Consider the following 19,690-nt stretch of genomic DNA (forward strand, 5'->3'; position numbering starts at 1 on the left):
CCAGATCGCGGGGCACGCGCGTTGGACGCGGATGAGGGGCGGGTCTCGCCGATCTCCGACACGAACGAGCGCAGCGACCACGCAGCGTCTACTCCGAGCTTGCCACCTTCGCCGGCGTCAATGGCGCGGCGGCCTTCAGCTTCCCTCCGAGCTTCTTAAGGATATCAGTCGATTGGACCGAGAGCATGCGCGGCCGGATGAGCTGCGGCAGTCCGTCCTGCGGCTTGGCGGCGAACGTCTTGGCAAGATCCTTTTCCGAGAGCAGGGGGTTTTCGACGCCGGGGATGGGGCGCAACGTCACACCCTGATGGGCGTAGTCCATGGCGCGCTTGAAGGTCATTGCCGGCAGTGAGCCGCCCGTCATGTTGTTGGTCGAGGTATAGTCGTCATTGCCGAACCAGACGGCGCAGGTGTAATTGCCGGTGAAGCCGACAAACCAGGCATCGCGATAGGCCTGGGTCGTGCCGGTCTTGCCAGCTGTCAGGATGCCGTTGTCGAGGGCCGCCTTGCGCGCCGTGCCGACATAGGGAACGCGCGATAGCATCTGGTTCATATAGACATCGGCCTGTTCGGACAGCACGCGTTTCGGCGCCGGCTCGTCGTGGTCGAAATCGTAGAGCACATCGCCTTCGTAATCGAGGATCTGGGTAATGCCGTGGCGGCGCGACTGATAGCCGCCGGCCGGGAAGGTGGCATAGGCCGTCGCCTGGTCGAGCACCGTCACCTCCGATGTCCCGATCGGGATGGTGACGTCGTCGCGGATCGGCGTTTCGACGCCGAGATTCTTCGCCATTGCCCGGATCGGCTGGATGCCGAGCTTTTCCTTGGCAAGCCGCACCGGCACGGTATTGATCGACTGGGCGATCGCCGTCTCGAGTGTGATGCGGCCGACATAGCGGTTCGCATAATTGTGCGGGCTCCAGTTGCCCCAGGAAATCGGGGCGTCGACGATCGTCGTCTGCGGTGTCATCCCGCTCTCCATCGCCAGCGCGTAGGTATAGACCTTGAAGGAGGAGCCCGGCTGGCGCAGCGCCTTGGTGGCGCGGTTGAACTGGCTCTCGCCGTAATCCCGCCCGCCGACCATGGCCCTGACGGCGCCGCCGTTCTCGATCATCACCATGGCGCCCTGCTTGGCGTGATAGGCCTCGCCAAATTCACGCAGCGATGTCTCGACCGAATCTTCGGCCGCCTTCTGGATGCCCATGTCGATCGTCGTGCGCACGATCAGCGAATGCTGGTGGAAGCGCGGCGAAAGACGTTGCACTTCGTCGAAGGCCCAGTCGAGGAAGAAATCCGGCGATTCCACCTCGTTGCGGTCGACGACGGTCGCCGGATTGCGCCGGGCGGCGATCACCTGGCCCTCCGTCATCAGCCCACTCTGCACGAGATTGGTCAGCACCTCGTTGGCGCGGGCACGCGCGGCTGGCAGGTTGACATGCGGCGCATATTTGGCCGGCGCCTTGAACAGGCCGGCAAGCATTGCCGACTCGGCAAGGTTCACATCGGTAATGTTCTTGCCGAAATAGAATTGCGCCGCTGCCGCGGCACCAAAGGTGCCGCCGCCCATATAGGCGCGGTCGAGATAGGTGGAGAGGATTTCCTTCTTGGAGAGATTGGCTTCGAGCCATAGGGCCAGGAAGGCTTCGGTGATCTTGCGATCGATCGAGCGCTCGTTGGAGAGAAACAGGTTCTTGGCGAGCTGTTGCGTCAGCGTCGAGCCGCCTTGCACCACTTCGCCGGCCTGGGCGTTGGTGACCATGGCGCGGAAGAGGCCGATCGCGTCGATGCCGAAATGGTCGAAGAAACGCCGGTCTTCGGTCGCGAGGACGGATTTGATCAGGGAATCCGGCAGCTCGTCGATCGGGACGGAATTCTGGTGGATGACGCCGCGATGGCCGATGACGTTGCCGTAGCGGTCGGTGAAGGTGACGGCGAAATCGCCGCGATTGCGCCAGTCCTCCTTGGTCGCCTCGAAGGCTGGCTGGGCAAGCACCAGCATCAGCACCGCGCCGGCCGCCCCGAGGGTCAGCCCTTCGCCGGCAAGTTCGAAGACCATGCGTTTCCAGCCGCGAACGCGAAAGCGGCGGAAGAAGATGGTGGTGTCTTCCCAGATCTCGGCGGCGCGGAAGCCGGCGTTCCAGACGGTCGAATCGATCCATGAATCGATGCGCAACAGAATGTGGCGGCTCTTCGGCGGCCGCCTGCCCGCCGCGTCACCGGTTCGTTTGTCTGATTCGCTTTCAGGCCCTTTTTCAGGGTTGTCCGGATCCTGCACGTCCTGTATTCCCGCCTGATCGCGCTTGCCTCATGTCCGGCCGCCGGAAAGCGACGAAAGCGCGAGGCCCTCAAGGCCCGAAAAGCTCTCCGATACCAGGAGCATGCTGAAGAATTGATTGATTTTATGGCGGATAACAAGAGAGATAGAGCGGCGGTCACGTGAAATTGGGCCGCTGTTGCAAGAAACGGACGATGACCGATCTGCCCTTCTGGAAGAAGAAGACCCTTGCCGAAATGAGCCCCGCCGAATGGGAAAGCCTCTGCGACGGCTGCGGCCTCTGTTGCCTCAACAAGCTCGAGGAGTGGGAGAGCGGCGATATCTATTTCACCTCGGTCAGCTGCAAACTGCTCGACGGCCAAAGCTGTCGCTGCTCCAGCTATCAGAACCGGTGGGATTTCGTGCCTGACTGCGTGCAGCTGACCAGGGAGAACGTGCCTGAGATCGCCTGGCTGCCGCCGACCTGCGGCTACCGGCTGATTAATGAGGGCCGCGATCTCTACTGGTGGCATCCGCTTGTCTCCGGCGATCCCGAGACCGTCCATGCCGCCGGCATTTCCGCCCGCGGCCGCACGATCAATGAAACCGAGATCGATATCGATGATCTCGAGGATTATGTCGTCGACTGGCCGCTGACCGTGGGTGCGGAAAAGGATGAAGAAGAAGCGTGAGCGGGGTCAGGATTTCACCGCAGTCAGGAAGCGCCGCAATTCCGTCTCCACATAGGCGGCCACCGGGCCGCCCGCGCCAAATCCCCACCAGGTGAGCGATCCCTGCCATTGCGCCAGCATCAGCCGGGCGAGCGTTTCCGGCGCCTTCGCCGAGCCGAAACAGCGCGCGATCGCCGCTGTCAACGCCGTTCCCCAAGCCGCCCCGCGGGCGCGCAGCACCGGATCGCGAAAATCTTCGCGCAGCACTAGCAATCCCTCGCCATAGGCGGCGGCATCATCGCCATATTCATGCGACAGGCCGACGAGCAGCGCGACGGCGCCGTCCGGCGTCTTCGGCACGGCGCCGGCAAGGCGCGCCGTCTCCGCATCCAGCCGGTCCCAGGCGTAAAGCAGCGCGGCGCGCAGCATCGCCGCCTTTGTCCCGAAACGCTGAACCAGGGTTGAACCGGAAAGACCGCTCGCCTTCGCCACCGCGGCAAACGTCGCCGCATCCGGCCCTTCCGCATGGATCAGCGCCAGCACCATGGCGAGAAGCTGTTCGTCGGACAGGGTGCGGCGGCGCGGCATGAAATTCCTCTTGCGTTCATTTTGAATATGAACGAACATTCGTTTATATTCAACCAAAGCCAGTCGCAGTCGGCCGGCTCCCGGTTCTAGCGTGGAGGATGGAGACGTGACAGCGGACTTGCGCGAAAAAGTGGCCTTGGTGGCGGGCGCCACGCGTGGCGCCGGCCGAGGCATTGCGGTCGAACTCGGTGCTGCCGGCGCCACCGTCTATGTCACCGGCCGCACGACACGCGCCCAGCAGTCCGACTATGCCCGGCCCGAGACGATCGAGGAAACGGCCGAACTGGTGACTTCGGCGGGCGGCAAGGGCATTGCCGTACAGGTCGATCATCTCGTTCCGCATGAGGTCGAGGCGCTCGTCGCGCGCATCCGGGCGGAAGCCGGCCGGCTCGACATCCTCGTCAACGACATCTGGGGCTGCGAGAAGCTGTTCGAATGGGACAAGGCGGTCTGGGAGCATTCGCTGGACAAGGGCCTGCGCATGCTGCGGCTCGGCATCGAGACGCATTTGATCACCGCCCATTACGCGCTGGCGCTGATGATCGAGCGGCCGGGCGGGCTGCTGGTGGAGGTAACCGACGGCACGGCCGAATACAACGCCGCGCATTACCGGCTCTCGCCGTTCTACGACCTCGTCAAGACCGGCGTCACCCGCATGGCCTGGGCGCATGCCCAGGATCTGGCCAGACACGGCGCCACCGCCGTTTCGATCACGCCCGGCTGGCTGCGCTCCGAAATGATGCTGGAGGCCTATGGCGTGAGCGAGGAGAATTGGCGCGACGCGACCGGGGTGCAGCCGCATTTTGCCATTTCTGAAACCCCGCGTTTCGTCGGCCGTGCGGTAGCGGCCCTGTCAGCCGATCCCGACCGCGCCCGCTGGAACGGCCAGTCGCTGTCGAGCGGCGGGGTGGCGAAGGCCTATGGTTTCGACGATGTTGACGGTTCGCGGCCGGATTGTTGGCGTTACCTGGTGGAAGTGCAGGAACGGGACAAACCGGCTGACGTAACTGGCTACCGGTGAGGCTGACCGCCGCCCTTGGGCGCGCTGCTGCCATGAGGCGCCGTTTGGGCCGCCGTCTTCATCTGCCCGGCGAAGCTGGTTTCCGGCTTCGTCGCCAGCTTGTCCTTCTTCGGCTTGCGGGCCTCGCGATTGCTTCTCAGCTGTCCCTTTGCCATGGATGGATCTCCCTTTAGATCGGAATTGAAAGCCACGCACTACCGGCCTGCGGAATTGCCCGGCCGCGTCGGTCGGCGCTCGCGCGGCAATCCCTGGATCGCATAGCGGTTACAGACGGGGGTGACCGGTTTCTGTTGCTTCTTCGGTCTGCCGAAATGGTATTCGAGCGCCCGCAAGAGCATGGCCGGCGAGGTGACGCCCTCCTGGAACAGCTTGATCAGCAGCATGGCTGCGGCGTTGCAGGTCTGTTCGTCGCCGGCCGGTATTCTTGCTTTGTAGCCCGCGGTGTCGAGCACACCCTGAAGCATATCGAGATCGGATGACGTCAGATAGGGCTTATCGGAAGTGGAAGACATCGAAGTCCTCCTTTCGTCGGGGCGGGGGTTATGAAACCCTCAGTCGGCAGCGCCCGTGCGATGGCTGCCGAAGCCGAAACAATGCGCCTTTCGCTGGGGCAACGCAACGGGATTTTTGCGGCTGGCGGACGGGTGAGGGCTGCCCTCGGCCCGGCGGCCGCAAGGGTGATGGCGATCTCCAGAGCTACGGCCTGACGGCCGTTATATCTCGCCTTTGTGGAAATAGGCTTCGAGGCGATAGCCGTCCGGATCGATGACGAAGGCGGCGTAATAGAAGCGGCCGTAATCCGGGCGGATACCCGGTTCACCGTTATCCGTGCCGCCGGATTCGATCGCAGCCGCATAAAACGCGTCGACCGCGGCCTCGTTCGGGGCGACGAAGCAGAAATGCAGCCCGGATTGCATCTCGGCCACAACGGGATGGGCAACCTGCATCACCCAAAGGCCGACCTGTTCCGAACCGTAGCCGATCATGCCGTCGGAATTCGACAGGCGCTCATATCCGAGCGGCGCCAGCGCTGCGTCGTAGAAGCGGCGGGCTCTTTCGAGATCTTTGACGCCGATGGAGATATGATCGAACATGGACCGCAAACTCCGTTGATCCCAGGATTGACGGCAGCATCTTTCAATGGCAGTTCCGAGTCAACGAACGAACTTGGCTCGCTCGTAGGTGGGCCGCATACCGGACCGGCCTGTGAAGCCAGCCGCGGTTTCAGTCTTCGACGGCAGTCACGCGCGATGCGGCCCTATTGCAGCTGCGGCTTTTTCAGAAAGCTGTTGCGGTCGGCGGATTTGATCCGCAGCCAGGCTTCCCGGCCGTTGCGCAGAATTCGCATCGGAATCTCGGCGCCAGCCGGGCCGCTGCTCCAGAGCTTTCGGTAGAAATCGGCCAGGCCATCGACCTCCTCGTCGCGGATTTCCGAAATGATGTCGCCCTGACGTAGGCCGGCCTCGGCGGCCGGACCGCCTTCGGCGACGCTCATCACCACCACGCCACCACTGCTTTCGGCGGAGAATGCGCCGAGCCAGGGCCGCGGCGGCTTGTTGACCTGGCCGCGGTTCAAGAGATCGTCCAGGATCGGCGGCAGTAGATCAATCGGAACGACCATGTTGATATCGGCGACCTCGCCGTCCTGGCTCATCTGCAGGCGAAGCGAACCGATGCCGAGAAGCTTGCCGTCCGCGCCGATCAGGGCTGCGCCGCCCCATGCGGGATGGGCCGGCGCAGTAAAAATCGCCTCCTCCAGCAGATATTCCCAATAACCGGCGAATTCCTGTCGGGCCACGATACTTGCCTGGACATATTCGCCAATGCCGTCGGCAAGCACGACGGGATCGCCGGGCTTTGCCGCGGCCGCATCGCCAAAATCCACTGCTGGCGCGTTCAGGACGCCGAGCGCCTGCACCAGCCCGAACCCGCTCTCCTGGTCATAGGCAAGCGGATGGGCGGGAACCACCCGGCCGTCCAGCGTCGTCAACCAGACTTCGTCGGCCTCGGTGATGAGGTAACCAATCGTCAGCACCAATCCATTGTCGCGGATGACCACGCCGCTGCCCTCACGGATGGTTCCCAGCGTCTCCGCCGTGAAGGCATCTTCCGGAATGGAGGAGCGGATGCCCACGATTGACCGCAAGATGGGATTGATATTCATGCTTTCATCCTAATGGAGTGCCGGTACGGAATAAGACCGGCACATTCATTCTTGGATAGGTAAGAGAGTGGGCGACGGGTGCAAGACCGTGTCAAACGGAATCTCCGCCGGCCGATGCGCGATTGCCCGCTAATGGCACACGATCAGGTTCATCGAGCGCCAACCTCATTTCGCATGGTATCGCCGACCTGCTGAGCGGCACCATATTGCCGAGGTGAGCACCCCATGACCCGTTTGAAAGCGGTGCTGAAGGCGCTTTCCGAATCATAACCGAGCGACAGGCCGACGCTCGCAATTGCTTCGGCCGGATTTGCCAGCCGGTCTGCCGCGACAAGCATGCGCCAGCGCGTCAAATAATCCATCGGCGCCAGCCCGACCTTTGCCTTGAAATGGAGGGCAAAGGTGGACCGAGACATCGACGCCCGTTCGGCCAGCAACTGCAACGTCCATTTGCGTGCCGGATCGGCATGCATGGCCGCGAGCGCCGCTCCGATCCGCCTGTCGGTGAGTGCGAAAAGCCAGCCGACGCCGCGGGCATCCGGCGATGCGATATGGAGGCGCAACACCTGCATGAGCATCACATGCGCGAAATGCTCTGCCATCAGAAAACCGCCGGGTTGTCGGTCGCGCAGTTCGCGCGTCATCCGATCGAGCGACCAGCGCAGCACGGCGGCGTGATCGGAATCCCTTTTCACATGAACGATTGTCGGGAGGATGCCGAGAAGGATGTCGGAGTTTCCTCCCGAAAAGGAAAAACGGCTGCCAATCAGGAAGAAATCGCCCCCGCCGTTGCAGGTCGCAATTCCATCGCGGGCAATCGAATAGATCGCCTCGCATGGCATCGCTTCGACAGATGGATCACTGGCGAGACGAAAAGCCCGGCGGCTTGTCAGGAGAAAGCAGTCGCCTTCCTCCAGCCGGACGGACTCGGCAACGCCATCGACGCTGAGCCAGCACGCCCCGGAAATGACCGCGTTGAACTTGATGCCTTCAGGAGGTGGAAAATCGAGCGCCCAGGCGCCGCCGGCATTCAGTCCCGCGGAGACATAGCTTCGAGGTTTGAGCAATGCGAGGACATTGGATAAAGGGTCCATGCGGAAATTCCGGACGATAACGAAGAGGTGACGGACTCTAGCGCATGGATCGTCTGATCGCCACGCCCTATCCTCGCGACTGTCCTACTAGAAACGTTAATGAAGGCAATTATCATGAATGATAAGCAAGTCCCTATCGGCTCCGGCTTCGGAGCCCGCACGACCGCTGTCGAGGTCGTGGCCGGCCTTGATCTTTCCCGCAAGTGCGCCGTCATCACGGGCGGCCATTCCGGCCTCGGGCTGGAGACCACACGCGCTCTGGCTGGCGCTGGCGCTAGGGTAATCATCGGGGCAAGGAACATTGACGCGGCCCGAGACGCCGTTGCCGGCATCGATGGCGTACAGGTCGAACGGCTGGATCTCTCCAATCTGGAAAGCGTCCGCCGCTTCGCCCAGCGCATCGTCACGGCCGGCCGCAGCATCGATATTCTGATCAACAGCGCCGGCATCATGGCCTGCCCGGAGACCCGCGTCGGCGATGGCTGGGAGGCGCAATTCGCAACGAATCATCTGGGCCATTTCGCTTTGGTTAACAGCCTTTGGCCGGCATTGTCGCGGAATGCGCGTATCGTTTCGGTTTCATCAGGCGGCCATCGGATCTCCGGCATCCGATGGGACGACCTGCAGTTCGAGACTGGCTACGACAAATGGCAAGCCTATGGGCAGTCGAAGACAGCCAATGCGCTTTTCGCCCTGCATCTGGACAGGCTCGCGCGCGGCGTTGGTATCCGCGCGTTTTCGCTGCACCCGGGCAAGATCCTCACGCCACTGCAGCGGTATCTTTCACGAGAGGAAATGGTGGGTGCGGGGTGGATCGACTCGAACGGCAATCCGATCGACCCGACATTCAAGACGCCGTCGCAAGGCGCCGCTACCCAGCTATGGGCGGCGACCTCACCTCAGCTCGAGGGTATGGGAGGCCTCTATTGCGAAGATTGCGATGTGGCGAACAGGGCGATTGATGGGAAGCCGGGCGGCGTCAGCGATCACGCCGTTGACCCCGAGCAGGCCGAGCGGCTGTGGGCCCTGTCGGCCAGGCTGAGCGGCATCGACGCCTTCGCGTCACCATCAATGCGGTGAGACATCCAGTCGGCGTCGGCTTCCGTCGCGGAGGCTGACTTTTTTCGTGACAGTGGGGAGATGCAACAATATACGGTCAATGCTTCCATTATGTTGATCGGATCAAGAATGAAAGACTGGCATCCCGACCTGAGCCGCAGCAGCAGCCCGCGTTACATGGCGATCGCCGATCTGATCGAAATGGATCTGCGCAGCGGGCATCTGGCGGTCGGTGACCGGCTGCCGCCGCAGCGCGAACTTGCCAAACGGCTGAACGTCGATTTCACTACGGTGGCGAGAGGTTACGTCGAGGCGCAGAAGCGCGGCCTGGTGGATTCCCATGTCGGCCGAGGCACTTTCGTCACCGGCGCGGCGATCAAACACCGCCAGGACTGGGGCGTCGGCGCCGCACCCGACCCTCGGCGAGCGGCCGTCGTCGACTTCTCGATGAACCTGCCGCCGGAACCTGACGATCCGGAACTGATCGCCCGCATGCGCGAGGGCATGTCGGCGGTGGCGGCGAGCCTGATCCCGCTTCTGCGTTATCAAGGCTTCGGCGGTTCCGGCATGGACAAGGAGGCCGCCGCCGCCTGGCTCGGCCGCCGCGGTCTGACGCCTTCGCAGGAGCGGATCTTCGTCACGCCGGGCGCCCATCCGGCCCTTCTGGCGATCTTCGGCCTCCTGGCAAAGCCCGGCGAGACCGTGATTTCGGAAATCGTCACCTATCCCGGCATGCGCTCGATCGCAGCCCAGTTGCGGCTCAATCTTGCCGGACTGCCGATGGACGGAGACGGGATCCGGCCCGATGCTTTGGCCTCGGCCTGCGAGCGGTTGAAGCCGAAGGCGCTCTACCTCAATCCGACGCTGCAGAACCCGACGACGTTGACGATTCCAGCTGGCCGCCGCGAGGAAATCGCAGCTGTCGCCCGCAAATATCGTCTGCCGATCGTCGAGGACGATGCCTACGGCTTCATTCCGCAGGAAGGGCCTGCGCCGCTTGCGGCAACGGCGCCCGAGCTGACCTGGCATATCGGCGGCCTGGCGAAATGCCTCGGCGCCGGCCTGCGCCTTGCTTATGTCGTGGCTCCGGACACCAGGGCAGTGTGGCCCTTCGTCGGCGCCATGCGCGCCAACAATGTCATGGCCTCGCCGTTGAATATGGCGCTCGCCACCCGCTGGATCGAGGACGGCACGGCCGATGCGATCCTCCGCTTCATCCGCGCCGAGGCGGGCGCCCGCCAACAGATGGTCGCCGCCATCCTGCCCGCCGGCAGCTACCGCGCCGATCCGATCAGCTTCAATATCTGGCTGCCTTTGGCCCACGGCTGGACCCGTTCCACGTTCGGCAGCCATATGCATTCCTCCGGCATCGGCGTGGTGGCAAGCGATGCCTTCGCGGTCGAGGGCGCCGCACCCGAGGCCGTCCGCGTCTGCCTCGGCGGCCCGATCGCCCGGGCAAAATTGCAGGGCGCATTGGAGTTCATGGCCCATGCGCTGGAAGGCCCGCCGGAAATGGCGGGTTCGTTCTTCTGATCCGGCGATATCGCGGCTGAGCCTGCTAGAAGAAAAACGGAATTGGTCTAGGCGGGACGCTCTTCGAATGGATTTACGACAAGCCGCGATCGGTCCTTGACCGGTCGACTTGCTTGTGCGGCAATCTGGCAGATTGATTGGTCTATTCCATATAATGTATTTATATTGAATGCACTCATTATGCGGCATTGACTGAGCCGCGAGATAGGACAAGGTCATCATGGATACCGAATATCCCCCGCTTCCTCCGATGCAGACCGGCATCAGGGGACGCTGCCCGCGCTGCGGCCAAGGCCATATGTTCAAAGGCTTCCTGACGCTGCAGCCGCAGTGCGAAGCCTGCGGTCTCGATTATTCTTTCGCCGATCCGGCCGACGGCCCGGCCTTTTTCGTCATCTGCTTCGCCTGCATCCCGAGCGTGCTGCTCGGCGTCTGGCTGGAGGTGGCATTCGCGGCGCCGATCTGGGTGCAGCTTCTCGTCACCGGTCCCTTCATGCTCGCCACCTGCATTCCGCCGCTCCGGCCGCTGAAAGGCTGGCTGGTCGCCAGCCAGTATTTCTACAAGGCGGAAGAAGGCAGGCTTGCCTAATGCTATTTCAGCGTTGCGCGCAGGCGCGGCGTTGCGAAATTGATGAGGGCGCGCAGTTTCAGCGGCACCAGCCCCCGCGAGGGATAGACAAGATGCACCGGCGCCGGCTGCGGTTCGAAATCGGCAAGCAGCGGCGCCAGCAGGCCTGCCTTCGCGGCACCTGACCAAAGAGATTGAGCTTGCGGAAATCCGGCGTCTTGTGGGCGCACCTGCCGCCAAATCGACCTCGACCATTTCATAGGGCACACCAGCTGATCAAGGAAATCTGGGCCTTTGCCGATAATCGCATCGCCGTGCGCTTTGCCTATGAATGGCACGAGGACAGCGGCAACTGGTTTCGCTCCTACGGCAATGAGAATTGGGAATTCGACGCCACCGGCTTGATGCAGCGCCGTTTTGCCTGCATCAACGATCTGCCGATCCGGGAAACGGAGCGCAAATATCACTGGCCGCTTGGCCGGCGGCCGGACGACCCTCCCGGCCTGACCGGGCTCGGCCTTTAGAATGGGATGAACTTGGACCGGTGAAGACCGTCTACGAACGCGCCGACATCGTACCGCTGCTCGCGGAAGCCTTCCGCGAGCTCGGCTATGAGGGCGCCACGCTCAGCCGCATCACCGAACGCACCGGAATTGGCAAGGGCAGCCTTTATCACTTCTTCCCCGGCGGCAAGGAGGAGATGGCCGGCGCCGTGCTCGCCGATGTCGGTGCCTGGTTCGAGCAGGCGATCTATCGGCCGCTGAGGAATGACGACGCCCGCCAGGCGATTGCGGCGATGTGGATCAATGTCAATGACTACTTCCGCGCCGGCGGCCGCATCTGCCTCGTCGGTGCCTTCGCGCTCGACGACACCCGCGATCGGTTTTCGTCTGCGATCGCCGATTATTTCTTCCGCTGGATCGAGGCGTTGAGTTCGGCGCTGACGCGGGCTGGCTGTGCTGAAACAGAGGCGCAGACGCTTGCTGAGGAAGGCGTCTGCGGCATTCAAGGCGCGCTGGTGCTGTCGCGCGCGCTCAGAGATGGAACGGTCTTCGCCCGGTCGCTGGAAACGCTGGCGAGCCGGCTTGAGGCTGCGACGCGATGAGGGCAGGCCTTACATCTGCACCGCTTTGCCTGTATCTCTCAGCGCTGTTGTTGAGGCTCCCGGATCGGGGCGGGCATTCTCGCGCTCAAGGCGAATCTGGCGCCACTCATTTTCCATCTGGTCGAGGACATGCTGGGGAATGGTGGTCTGTGTGTTGGCCGGCGCCTGCATCGGAAGTCTCCTCTTGTGGTGGTAAGGCTTCAGGGCAAGAAAATGCATTGCACAAGACAAAACGGGTGTAAATCAGGGGCTTAGGCACTTCAAACGATTAAGTTTATTTTAATCGATTAAGACGGTTTTAACCGTGGTGTTCACGGGGAGCGCGGAATGGTTGTCCACATGGACCGGGTATTCTTTTTTGATGCGGTGCAGCAAGAGCTCTTCAAAGGAGAGCTGACTCAGCCTCAGGTAGTGGGGATGACGGCGATTCTCGATGCCTGGGAAAAGCGCTCTGTTGAGGCCGACCGCCGGTGGCTCGCCTATATCCTCGCTACCGCCTTTCATGAGACCGCCTATACGATGCAGCCGGTGCGTGAGACGCTGGCGGAAAGCGATATGCGCGCGGTCGAGATATTAGAGGCAGCCTTTGCCGCAGGCCGGCTCTCCTGGGTGGAGACACCCTACTGGCGGCCGGATGAGGATGGCCGCTGCTGGCTCGGACGCGGCCTGGTGCAGCTCACCCACAAACGAAATTATGAGGCGATGAGCGTGCTGACCGGCATCGATCTGGTTGCCGATCCCGATCGGGCGATGGAGATGGAGGCGGCGGTGACGATCCTGATCGAAGGCATGCTGCAGGGCAGCTTTACCGGCCACAAACTCGCCGATCACCTGAATGCGACGACCGAGGACTGGGTCAATGCGCGCCGCATCGTCAACGGCACCGACCGGGCCGAGAAGCTTGCGGGTTACGCCCTGGCCTTCCATGCGGCACTGCGTCCGGATGCCGCGCAGGGCCGGCCGCGCGGTTGAAGGCCCGCCGCGCGCATGTTATCGCGCGGGCAAACCCCTCTGGAATCTGACAGGAGCTTCCGCGTGATCCGCCATATCGTCTTCTTCACCGTGCAGGAGGAACATCTGGAGGAGGTGAGGGCGGGTCTTTCGATCCTGACCGCCATTCCATACCCGCGCCTGCTGGAAATCGGCACCAATGTGAAGACCGATCAGCTCGGCACCGAGATCGATCTCGTGGTCTATGGCGAATTCGACGATGAGGCGGCTCTCGCTGCTTATAAGGCGCACCCCGATTACCAGCGTTCGATCGAGCGCGTGCGCCCGCTCCGGGAAAAACGCATCGCTGCCGATTACGACAGCCGCACGGCCGTGACGCGGCCGCTCTGACGCCGGCCATCTTCCGGTCGCCGCGCTTGGGGCGATCGTGGAAATCGCCGTTTGTTTTCAGAGAGATGAGCGATTTTTCGGATTCAAGTCGTTGCGACACGGACCGACCTTCTGAGACACCGGAATCACTTTTCGAGAAACCCGCCGCAAGGGACTCAAAAGACTCGCCGATCGCGACGGGCATGGCTCGTCGGAACAGCTGCAGCGGTCCGAAGATGCTGATCGAGAGATGTTCGGAACCGCTGACTTCCAGGCCCGAGCCTCACGAAACGACCGGGCTCGGCTCCGGTGCCCCGGCGCCCCGCACCAGCGTCATCAGCATCAGCACGAGAGTGAGCGCGAAAGCTGAGAGAACGGCGCAGGCGAGCAGCGCCGGACCGGTGCCGGCGCGATCTAGAATGGCGGTGAAGACGACGGGAGCGATGGCGTTGGCGAGGTTCTGCGGAAGTGACAGCCGGGCCGAATGCAGGCCGAATTCGCTCGGCGAGAACAGCGCCAGCGGTAGCAGGGCCCGGGCGACGGCGATGACGCCCGAGCCGAAGCCGTAAAGCAGGATGAAAGTGACGAGGACCGGCGTCGATGGGCCGGCTGTCAGCATGATCAGAAAGCTGATCACCGTCAGGCTGATGCCCATGACGGCGCTGAGGATGGGGTTGCCGCGGCGGCCGAGCAGCATGTCGAGGAAACGGGCCGAGATGCCGAGGGCGCCGCGCGCCGAGCCGAGCTGCAGCGCCAGGGCCGGTGAAGCCCCGGACTGGCGGAAGATTTCGAGCAGCGATGGGGCGATGCCGAAGGTGACGAAGGTCGAGATCGTTGTCACCGCGGCAATCAACAGGAAGGCCTTGCGCTGAGCCGTCTTCGACAATGGCACCGGCGGGATCTCCGCCGCGCTGCTCTCGGCATGCGTCACGATCGGCTTCGGCAGAGCGAAAAGATGCAGCGGGAGGCAGACGAAGAATTGCAGCGCCGCGCAGAAAACAAAGGTGAGCCGCCAGCCGACCGCCTCGTTGAGCAGGCTGAGGATCGGCCAGAAGATGGTGCTCGATAGCCCGGTGAACAGCATGAGGATGGCGATGACGCGTTTGCCGTTTGGCCCTTCGCGTTCGACGACGGCGGTATAGGCCGGTGCCGAGAGACCCAATGCGCCGCCGATGCCGATGACGAGCCAGGCGGCGGCGTAGAGCAGGATGCCGTTTGCCACCGCCAGCAGAGAGAGGCCGAGCGCGAAGATCAGCGAGGCGGCCGAAAGCACCCGGGCAGCGCCGTAGCGGCCGAGCCAACGGCCGGTCGTCGGGCCGGCGATGGCGCTGACCACCATCATGAGCGGCAGGCCGGCAAAGATCACCTCGTTCGCCACGCCGAGAGCCGGCGCCACGGCGCGGCCCATGACGCCGAGCATGTCGAACGTCGTGCCCCAGCCGGAAGCGGAAGGAATTTGGCATCGGGGCTGAAAGGGTCTGAAATGCGGGGGCCAGCAAGGGATAGCAGTTTCAACCAGCCGGCGAAAGCTGCGATCGGCAATTCCGCTATGCCTGCCGCCTGCGTCTCTTTTTTTGAACGATGAAAAGATGCACGGATGACATGAGGGATCGGTACAATTTGAGGACGACCCGCTGTGCCCCTGCCGCGTGCCGCCACCGGCCGGTCTATCGTGGTTGAACGACCTGGCCGATTCGGAAGCGACGACCGCGGTGGAGTGGCCGGTTTTGCATGCTTGCCGGAGGCGCTGGCCAACATCTGGTTGCCAGGGGTGGGACGCCTCGTTTTCAGGCGCAGGGAGGACCAGCGGCATTTGCGGCAGCAGCGGATTCCAAGGGCAGAAATCGATTGCCCCAAGCAGTCGAGAACCGTTCTAAACGCCCTGTATTACAGCGCATTCATTTGCCATTCAGGTCGCTTGAGTACATATTCGCAGCAAGTTGGAATTACCTTGAAAGCGTAAGACATGGCCTTTCCTCTGAGCGTCGCAGTAGTGGCCGCCGGACTGGTGGTATCGGCGCCCTCACCGGATGGCGCAGGCGCCCTCGTCCTGCGCGTGGCTGGCGATTGCAGCGCCGCCGCAGCCCAGGTCGTCGAACAGACGGGCGGGCAGCTCCTGTCCGTGCAACCGGTGGGCGATAGCTGTATCATTACCGTTCTCGTGTCGGGCAATGGCCAGCGTCCACGCAAGGTAACGGTAAAGGTTCCGATGTAAGCGGAATCGGTCTATTCAAACACGATCGATTTGAAGCGGACGAAGGCGGACCGATGCGCATCCTGGTAATCGAAGACGACGTCAACCTGAACCGGCAGCTGACCGATACGCTGAAGGAGGCGGGTTATGTCGTCGACCAAGCGTTCGACGGCGAAGAGGGCCATTTCCTCGGCGACACCGAACCCTATGACGCTATCATCCTCGATATCGGCCTGCCGGAGATGGACGGCGTCACCGTGCTGGAAAAATGGCGCGGCGCCGGCCGCGGCATGCCGGTTCTGATCCTGACGGCGCGCGACCGCTGGAGCGACAAGGTCGCCGGCATCGACGCCGGCGCCGACGACTATGTCACCAAGCCCTTTCACGTCGAGGAAGTTCTGGCGCGCATTCGGGCGTTGATCCGGCGCGCGGCCGGCCATGCCTCCTCCGAGATCGTCTGCGGGCCGGTGCGGCTCGACACCAAATCCTCAAAGGCGACGGTCAACGGCACGACGCTGAAGCTGACCTCGCACGAATATCGCCTGCTCGCCTATCTCATGCATCACATGGGCGAGGTCGTTTCGCGCACGGAGCTGGTCGAGCACATGTACGACCAGGATTTCGACCGCGATTCCAACACGATCGAGGTCTTTGTCGGCCGTCTGCGCAAGAAGATGGGCGTCGACCTGATCGAAACGGTGCGCGGTCTCGGCTACCGCATCCAAGCGCCGAAACATGCGAATTAAGTCGCTCACCGCACGCGTGTTGCTGCTGACCACGGTCTGGTCGACGGTGGCGCTTGTGGTGATCGGCCTGCTGATCTCCACGCTCTATCGCAAGAGCGCCGAACGCGGTTTCCAGGATCTGCTTCGGGCGCAGCTCTATAACGTCATCAATTCGGTGACGATCGGCGATCAGGGCGCGTTGAGCGGCAGCCCGCAGCTCGGCGATCTGCGCTTTGCCCAGCCTAAGACCGGCTGGTACTGGGTGGTCGAGCCGCTCGGCACTTATACCACTGCGCCGCTGGTCTCGCCCTCGCTCGGCTCGGCGCTCATTCCGGTACCCTCCGTCGTCGAGGCGCCTTTCGACAAGAATTACGAGCGCTACTACCAGGTGACGGACGCCTCCGGGAACCGCGTGCAGGTGGCCGAGACCGAAGTGGTGCTCGACACCGACGGGCGCGCGGCGCGCTTCCGCGTCACCGGCAATGTCGACGTCGTCGAGGATGATGTCCGCACCTTTTCGCACAGCCTCTATCTGGCGCTCGCCGGTTTCGGCGTCGGTAGCCTGATCGTCAATGCGCTGGCGATCCTTTACGGCCTGAAACCGCTCGACAAGGCGCGCGCAGCATTGGAGCGCATTCGAGCCGGCGAGAGCGAGCAGCTGAAGGGTGACTTCCCGCGCGAGATCCTACCGCTCGCCAACGAGGTCAACGCGCTGATCGACAGCAACCGCCGCATCGTCGAGCGGGCGCGCATGCAGGTCGGCAACCTGGCGCACTCACTGAAAACGCCGATCGCGGTTCTCCTCAACGAGGCGCGGGTGCTGGAGAAATCCCATGGCGAGCTGGTGCGCAGTCAGGCGGAATCGATGCAGGGGCAGGTGCAATCCTATCTCAACCGCGCCCGCATCGCCGCGCAGCGCGAATCCGTGCTCGCCCGCACCGACGCCGAGCCGGCGCTGGAACGGCTGGTGCGCGTCATGCGCCGCCTGAATGTCGACACCGAATTCGATCTCGTCGTCTCGCCGCCGCATCTTGCCGTCGCCATGGAACAGCAGGATCTCGAGGAAACCGTGGGCAATCTCCTGGAAAACGCCGCGCGTTTCGCCAAGAGCAGGGTGCGGCTTTCGGCCGTCGAAGCCGGCGAGGACGTGAAAGGGGCGGAGGCGAGCGCCCGCCGGCGCTGGGTGGAGCTTGCCGTCGAGGATGACGGGCCCGGCCTTGAGCCCGACCAGATCCGCGAGGCGCTGAAGCGTGGCCGCAGGCTCGATGAAAGCAAGCCCGGAACCGGCTTGGGCCTTTCGATCGTCACCGAGATTTCCAACGAATACCAGGGAAGGCTCGAACTGTCCCGCGGCGAATGGGGCGGGCTGAAGGCGAAGCTTATCCTGCCCGGCGTCACAAAGGATGTTGCATGACCAACTGCTTGATGTCACAAGGATACTGGCAAATGTATAGCATGCTTTGCCATAATGCTGACACGGGGACGCTGCACTTCGATCGGCTGAATTTGACCTCTGATCGTGGTTCGACGCAATGATTCTACGCGCGCAAGGCATGATGGTTTCCATCCTTCTTCTCGCCGTCCCGCTCACCGGCTGCACGACGACGAAGGGTGCCGCTTCGCGCGGCATTTTTTCGAGCAAACCCTCGGCGTCGGCCGCCTTCATCACCGCGCTCCAAGGCGGCATCGTCGGCCGCAGCGGCGTGAGCTTGAGCGATAGCGACAAGCAGCGGGCGCTCGAGGCGGAGTATCGGGCGCTGGAAGGGGCGGCGGTCGGCCAGCCGGTGGTCTGGAGCGGCAAGGACGTCACAGGCAAGGTCGTGGCGGCCGCACCCTATCAGGTCGGCTCGCAGAATTGCCGGCAATATACCCATACGCTGACCGTCGACGGCAAGGAAACCGTGGCTCGGGGTGCAGCCTGCCGCAATGAGGACGGCAGCTGGTCGCCGCTCGGCTGAGGTGGTTTTCAGCGTGAATTGCGGCGAATAGCCTCAAATCTTCGTCATTCCGGCTTTGGCAGTTGGAATAGGCGTGAGCTTCACGTATTTGGGCCGATATGCTGTTCTGGATTCTCGTTGCCGTTCTGACGGCAGCCGTCGCTGTCATCCTGCTCTACCCCCTTCTGCGTGGTGCGAAGGCGGCGCAGAACAGCCGTGCCGGCGAGGCGGCAGTCTACCGCGACCAGTTGCGCGAACTTGATCGCGACCTTGCCGGCGGGCTGATCACGCCTGAGGAGGCTGATTACGCCAGGGCCGAAATCGGCCGGCGGCTGATCGCCGCCTCTGCCGGCGAGCCGGAGACGATGGAGAAACCCGCACGGCATCATCGTCTCACTGAAGTCTTCGTTCTCTTGATTCTGCCGGTGCTCGGGCTCTGTCTTTATTTGACGACGGGCAGGCCGGATCTGCCGTCGCAGCCGCTGGAGGCGCGGTTGGAAAACCCCGGCGACGACGTGGCGGTGCTGATCGCCAAAGCGGAGCGGCATCTGGCTCAGAATCCCGACGACGGCAGGGGCTGGGACGTATTGGCGCCGATCTATTTCCGCACGATGCGGATGGCCGATGCTGAGGTGGCCTACCGCAATGCGATCCGGCTTCTCGGCCCAAGCCCGATCCGGCTCGACGGCCTTGCCGAAACGCTGATGGCGGTCTCCGACGGCGTCGTGACGGACGAGGCGCGTCAGGTGCTGGAACAGTCGCTGACGCTGGAGCCCGACAATCCGCGTGCCCGCTTCTACATCGCGCTCAGCATGGAGCAGGCCGGAAGGGCCAACGAGGCGCGCCAGGCCTTCGAGGCACTGGCGCAGCAATCGCCGGCCGATGCGCCCTGGCTGCCGCTGGTCAATGAACATATCGCCAAGAACGGCGGCGAGGTCGCCCCGCCGGCGGCGCCCGGCGGACCGACATCGGAAGACGTAGCGGCGGCTGAAAACATGAAGGCCGGCGATCGTCAGCAGATGATCCGCGGCATGGTCGAAAGCCTCGATGCCAAGCTCAGCGAGGATCCCAACAATTTCGAGGGATGGATGCGGCTCGTCCGCTCTTACGCCGTATTGAACGATAAGGATCGCGCAGCCGACGCCCTGAGGCGTGGGCTGGCCGCCTTTCCGCCGTCCGGTGAGCAGGGCCGGCAATTGCTGGCGCTTGCCAGGGAACTTGGCATTGCCACGGAGGGGATAACGCGATGACGCGCAAGCAGAAGCGCCTTGCGGTGATCGCTGGCGGGATGAGTTTCATCCTTGCGGCGGTGCTTTTGGTGATGTTCGCTTTCAGCCAGTCGGTGGCCTATTTCTACATGCCGGCCGATCTGGCCAAGACGCCGGTGGCGCCGGAGACCCGCATCCGGCTGGGCGGCCTGGTCGGAGCGGGCAGCGTCGTGCGCGGCGCCGGTTCGA

The 19,690-nt window shown here is 63.2% G+C and carries 21 protein-coding genes and 5 pseudogenes; 16 read left to right on the forward strand and 10 right to left on the reverse strand.

Annotation, left to right across the window (positions count from 1 at the left end; translation table 11 throughout):
• Positions 1-88: 88 nt before the first annotated feature.
• Positions 89-2,275: a transglycosylase domain-containing protein gene (locus HJC00_RS30105; RefSeq protein WP_221165068.1), complete on the reverse strand. Its 2,187-nt coding sequence runs from the start codon at positions 2,273-2,275 to the stop codon at positions 89-91.
• Between the two features lie 194 nt (positions 2,276-2,469).
• On the opposite strand from HJC00_RS30105, the gene HJC00_RS30110 reads away from it, so the two are divergent.
• Positions 2,470-2,946, forward strand: coding sequence for a YcgN family cysteine cluster protein (locus tag HJC00_RS30110; RefSeq protein ID WP_210628589.1), 477 nt, complete (start codon positions 2,470-2,472; stop codon positions 2,944-2,946).
• A 6-nt stretch (positions 2,947-2,952) separates the two neighbouring features.
• On the opposite strand, the gene HJC00_RS30115 is transcribed toward HJC00_RS30110, so the two are convergent.
• Positions 2,953-3,513, reverse strand: coding sequence for a TetR family transcriptional regulator (locus HJC00_RS30115; RefSeq protein ID WP_210628588.1), 561 nt, complete (start codon positions 3,511-3,513; stop codon positions 2,953-2,955).
• A gap of 106 nt (positions 3,514-3,619) precedes the next feature.
• On the opposite strand from HJC00_RS30115, the gene HJC00_RS30120 reads away from it, so the two are divergent.
• Positions 3,620-4,534 (forward strand): SDR family oxidoreductase, encoded by a 915-nt coding sequence (locus HJC00_RS30120; protein ID WP_210628587.1) that lies wholly within the window; start codon positions 3,620-3,622, stop codon positions 4,532-4,534.
• Here HJC00_RS30120 and HJC00_RS30125 read toward each other — a convergent pair.
• Positions 4,525-4,689, reverse strand: a complete 165-nt coding sequence (locus HJC00_RS30125; RefSeq protein WP_176439425.1) for a hypothetical protein — start codon at positions 4,687-4,689, stop codon at positions 4,525-4,527. The genes HJC00_RS30120 and HJC00_RS30125 overlap by 10 nt on opposite strands.
• Positions 4,690-4,728: 39 nt before the next feature.
• Entirely contained in the window at positions 4,729-5,046 is a 318-nt protein-coding gene (locus HJC00_RS30130) for a hypothetical protein (RefSeq protein WP_210628586.1), read from the reverse strand.
• A 30-nt stretch (positions 5,047-5,076) separates the two neighbouring features.
• Between HJC00_RS30130 and HJC00_RS30135 the strand changes: the two genes are divergently transcribed.
• Positions 5,077-5,241, forward strand: coding sequence for a hypothetical protein (locus HJC00_RS30135; RefSeq protein WP_210628585.1), 165 nt, complete (start codon positions 5,077-5,079; stop codon positions 5,239-5,241).
• Between the two features lie 6 nt (positions 5,242-5,247).
• Here the strand turns inward: HJC00_RS30135 and HJC00_RS30140 are convergent, their stop codons facing one another.
• The 3 genes from HJC00_RS30140 to HJC00_RS30150 form a co-directional block, all read right to left on the reverse strand.
• Positions 5,248-5,628: a VOC family protein gene (locus HJC00_RS30140; RefSeq protein WP_221165069.1), complete on the reverse strand. Its 381-nt coding sequence runs from the start codon at positions 5,626-5,628 to the stop codon at positions 5,248-5,250.
• A gap of 164 nt (positions 5,629-5,792) precedes the next feature.
• Positions 5,793-6,698: a S1C family serine protease gene (locus HJC00_RS30145; RefSeq protein ID WP_210628583.1), complete on the reverse strand. Its 906-nt coding sequence runs from the start codon at positions 6,696-6,698 to the stop codon at positions 5,793-5,795.
• 149 nt (positions 6,699-6,847) lie between these two features.
• Positions 6,848-7,792, reverse strand: coding sequence for an AraC family transcriptional regulator (locus HJC00_RS30150; RefSeq protein ID WP_221124234.1), 945 nt, complete (start codon positions 7,790-7,792; stop codon positions 6,848-6,850).
• A 114-nt stretch (positions 7,793-7,906) separates the two neighbouring features.
• On the opposite strand from HJC00_RS30150, the gene HJC00_RS30155 reads away from it, so the two are divergent.
• The 3 genes from HJC00_RS30155 to HJC00_RS30165 all read left to right on the forward strand — a co-directional run bounded on the left by HJC00_RS30155 (position 7,907) and on the right by HJC00_RS30165 (position 10,973).
• Positions 7,907-8,872 (forward strand): SDR family NAD(P)-dependent oxidoreductase, encoded by a 966-nt coding sequence (locus HJC00_RS30155; protein WP_210628581.1) that lies wholly within the window; start codon positions 7,907-7,909, stop codon positions 8,870-8,872.
• Positions 8,873-8,980: 108 nt separating this feature from the next.
• A complete protein-coding gene (locus HJC00_RS30160) occupies positions 8,981-10,384 on the forward strand; it encodes a PLP-dependent aminotransferase family protein (protein WP_210628580.1) in 1,404 nt (467 codons plus the stop codon).
• 220 nt (positions 10,385-10,604) lie between these two features.
• Complete coding sequence (locus HJC00_RS30165) at positions 10,605-10,973, forward strand: DUF983 domain-containing protein (RefSeq protein WP_221124232.1); 369 nt, start codon at positions 10,605-10,607, stop codon at positions 10,971-10,973.
• Positions 10,974-10,975: 2 nt separating this feature from the next.
• On the opposite strand, the pseudogene HJC00_RS30170 reads toward HJC00_RS30165, so the two are convergent.
• A pseudogene (locus HJC00_RS30170) lies at positions 10,976-11,131 on the reverse strand (LysR family transcriptional regulator); the annotation flags it as partial.
• Positions 11,132-11,218: 87 nt separating this feature from the next.
• Between HJC00_RS30170 and HJC00_RS30175 the strand changes: the two are divergent.
• Positions 11,219-11,476: pseudogene (locus HJC00_RS30175) on the forward strand (DUF1348 family protein); the annotation flags it as partial.
• 20 nt (positions 11,477-11,496) lie between these two features.
• Positions 11,497-12,057 (forward strand): TetR/AcrR family transcriptional regulator, encoded by a 561-nt coding sequence (locus HJC00_RS30180; RefSeq protein ID WP_210628578.1) that lies wholly within the window; start codon positions 11,497-11,499, stop codon positions 12,055-12,057.
• Between the two features lie 9 nt (positions 12,058-12,066).
• On the opposite strand, the gene HJC00_RS30185 is transcribed toward HJC00_RS30180, so the two are convergent.
• A complete protein-coding gene (locus tag HJC00_RS30185) occupies positions 12,067-12,228 on the reverse strand; it encodes a hypothetical protein (protein ID WP_210631716.1) in 162 nt (53 codons plus the stop codon).
• Between the two features lie 156 nt (positions 12,229-12,384).
• Between HJC00_RS30185 and HJC00_RS30190 the strand changes: the two are divergent.
• Together HJC00_RS30190 and HJC00_RS30195 are read left to right on the forward strand one after the other, a co-directional pair.
• A pseudogene (locus HJC00_RS30190) lies at positions 12,385-13,079 on the forward strand (hypothetical protein).
• 13 nt (positions 13,080-13,092) lie between these two features.
• On the forward strand, positions 13,093-13,398 hold the full coding sequence (locus HJC00_RS30195) for a Dabb family protein (protein WP_210628576.1): 306 nt from the start codon (positions 13,093-13,095) through the stop codon (positions 13,396-13,398).
• A 262-nt stretch (positions 13,399-13,660) separates the two neighbouring features.
• Here HJC00_RS30195 and HJC00_RS30200 read toward each other — a convergent pair.
• Positions 13,661-14,881 (reverse strand): annotated as a pseudogene (locus tag HJC00_RS30200) (MFS transporter).
• Positions 14,882-15,343: 462 nt separating this feature from the next.
• On the opposite strand from HJC00_RS30200, the gene HJC00_RS30205 reads away from it, so the two are divergent.
• From HJC00_RS30205 to HJC00_RS30230, 6 genes and pseudogenes are all read left to right on the forward strand, one after another.
• A complete protein-coding gene (locus HJC00_RS30205; protein WP_210628575.1) occupies positions 15,344-15,592 on the forward strand; it encodes a hypothetical protein in 249 nt (82 codons plus the stop codon).
• Positions 15,593-15,645: 53 nt separating this feature from the next.
• Positions 15,646-16,317, forward strand: a complete 672-nt coding sequence (locus HJC00_RS30210) for a response regulator transcription factor (protein ID WP_085777499.1) — start codon at positions 15,646-15,648, stop codon at positions 16,315-16,317.
• Entirely contained in the window at positions 16,307-17,710 is a 1,404-nt protein-coding gene (locus HJC00_RS30215) for a HAMP domain-containing sensor histidine kinase (RefSeq protein ID WP_064706664.1), read from the forward strand. Before HJC00_RS30210 ends, HJC00_RS30215 begins: the two co-directional genes overlap by 11 nt.
• Before the next feature lie 118 nt (positions 17,711-17,828).
• The gene (locus HJC00_RS30220) at positions 17,829-18,254 is read left to right on the forward strand and encodes a hypothetical protein (RefSeq protein ID WP_210628574.1); all 426 of its coding nucleotides are present in this window, start codon (positions 17,829-17,831) and stop codon (positions 18,252-18,254) included.
• A 67-nt stretch (positions 18,255-18,321) separates the two neighbouring features.
• Positions 18,322-19,483 (forward strand): annotated as a pseudogene (gene ccmI, locus HJC00_RS30225) (c-type cytochrome biogenesis protein CcmI).
• A partial coding sequence (locus HJC00_RS30230; protein ID WP_221124229.1) for a cytochrome c maturation protein CcmE occupies positions 19,480-19,690 on the forward strand: 211 nt, incomplete at its 3' end. The pseudogene ccmI and the gene HJC00_RS30230, both read left to right, overlap by 4 nt.

The organism is Rhizobium sp. NLR22b (assembly GCF_019685295.1).
Lineage (GTDB): Bacteria > Pseudomonadota > Alphaproteobacteria > Rhizobiales > Rhizobiaceae > Rhizobium.

Coding starts and splice junctions, on each gene's coding strand:
- HJC00_RS30140 (WP_221165069.1), bottom strand. CDS start 5,628: ATGTTCGATCATATCTCCATCGGCGTCAAAGATCTCGAAAGAGCCCGC.
- HJC00_RS30145 (WP_210628583.1), bottom strand. CDS start 6,698: ATGAATATCAATCCCATCTTGCGGTCAATCGTGGGCATCCGCTCCTCC.
- HJC00_RS30215 (WP_064706664.1), top strand. CDS start 16,307: ATGCGAATTAAGTCGCTCACCGCACGCGTGTTGCTGCTGACCACGGTC.
- HJC00_RS30115 (WP_210628588.1), bottom strand. CDS start 3,513: ATGCCGCGCCGCCGCACCCTGTCCGACGAACAGCTTCTCGCCATGGTG.
- HJC00_RS30155 (WP_210628581.1), top strand. CDS start 7,907: ATGAATGATAAGCAAGTCCCTATCGGCTCCGGCTTCGGAGCCCGCACG.
- HJC00_RS30205 (WP_210628575.1), top strand. CDS start 15,344: ATGGCCTTTCCTCTGAGCGTCGCAGTAGTGGCCGCCGGACTGGTGGTA.
- HJC00_RS30135 (WP_210628585.1), top strand. CDS start 5,077: ATGAAACCCTCAGTCGGCAGCGCCCGTGCGATGGCTGCCGAAGCCGAA.
- HJC00_RS30150 (WP_221124234.1), bottom strand. CDS start 7,792: ATGGACCCTTTATCCAATGTCCTCGCATTGCTCAAACCTCGAAGCTAT.
- HJC00_RS30125 (WP_176439425.1), bottom strand. CDS start 4,689: ATGGCAAAGGGACAGCTGAGAAGCAATCGCGAGGCCCGCAAGCCGAAG.
- HJC00_RS30160 (WP_210628580.1), top strand. CDS start 8,981: ATGAAAGACTGGCATCCCGACCTGAGCCGCAGCAGCAGCCCGCGTTAC.
- HJC00_RS30130 (WP_210628586.1), bottom strand. CDS start 5,046: ATGTCTTCCACTTCCGATAAGCCCTATCTGACGTCATCCGATCTCGAT.
- HJC00_RS30110 (WP_210628589.1), top strand. CDS start 2,470: ATGACCGATCTGCCCTTCTGGAAGAAGAAGACCCTTGCCGAAATGAGC.
- HJC00_RS30165 (WP_221124232.1), top strand. CDS start 10,605: ATGGATACCGAATATCCCCCGCTTCCTCCGATGCAGACCGGCATCAGG.
- HJC00_RS30220 (WP_210628574.1), top strand. CDS start 17,829: ATGATTCTACGCGCGCAAGGCATGATGGTTTCCATCCTTCTTCTCGCC.
- HJC00_RS30210 (WP_085777499.1), top strand. CDS start 15,646: ATGCGCATCCTGGTAATCGAAGACGACGTCAACCTGAACCGGCAGCTG.
- HJC00_RS30185 (WP_210631716.1), bottom strand. CDS start 12,228: ATGCAGGCGCCGGCCAACACACAGACCACCATTCCCCAGCATGTCCTC.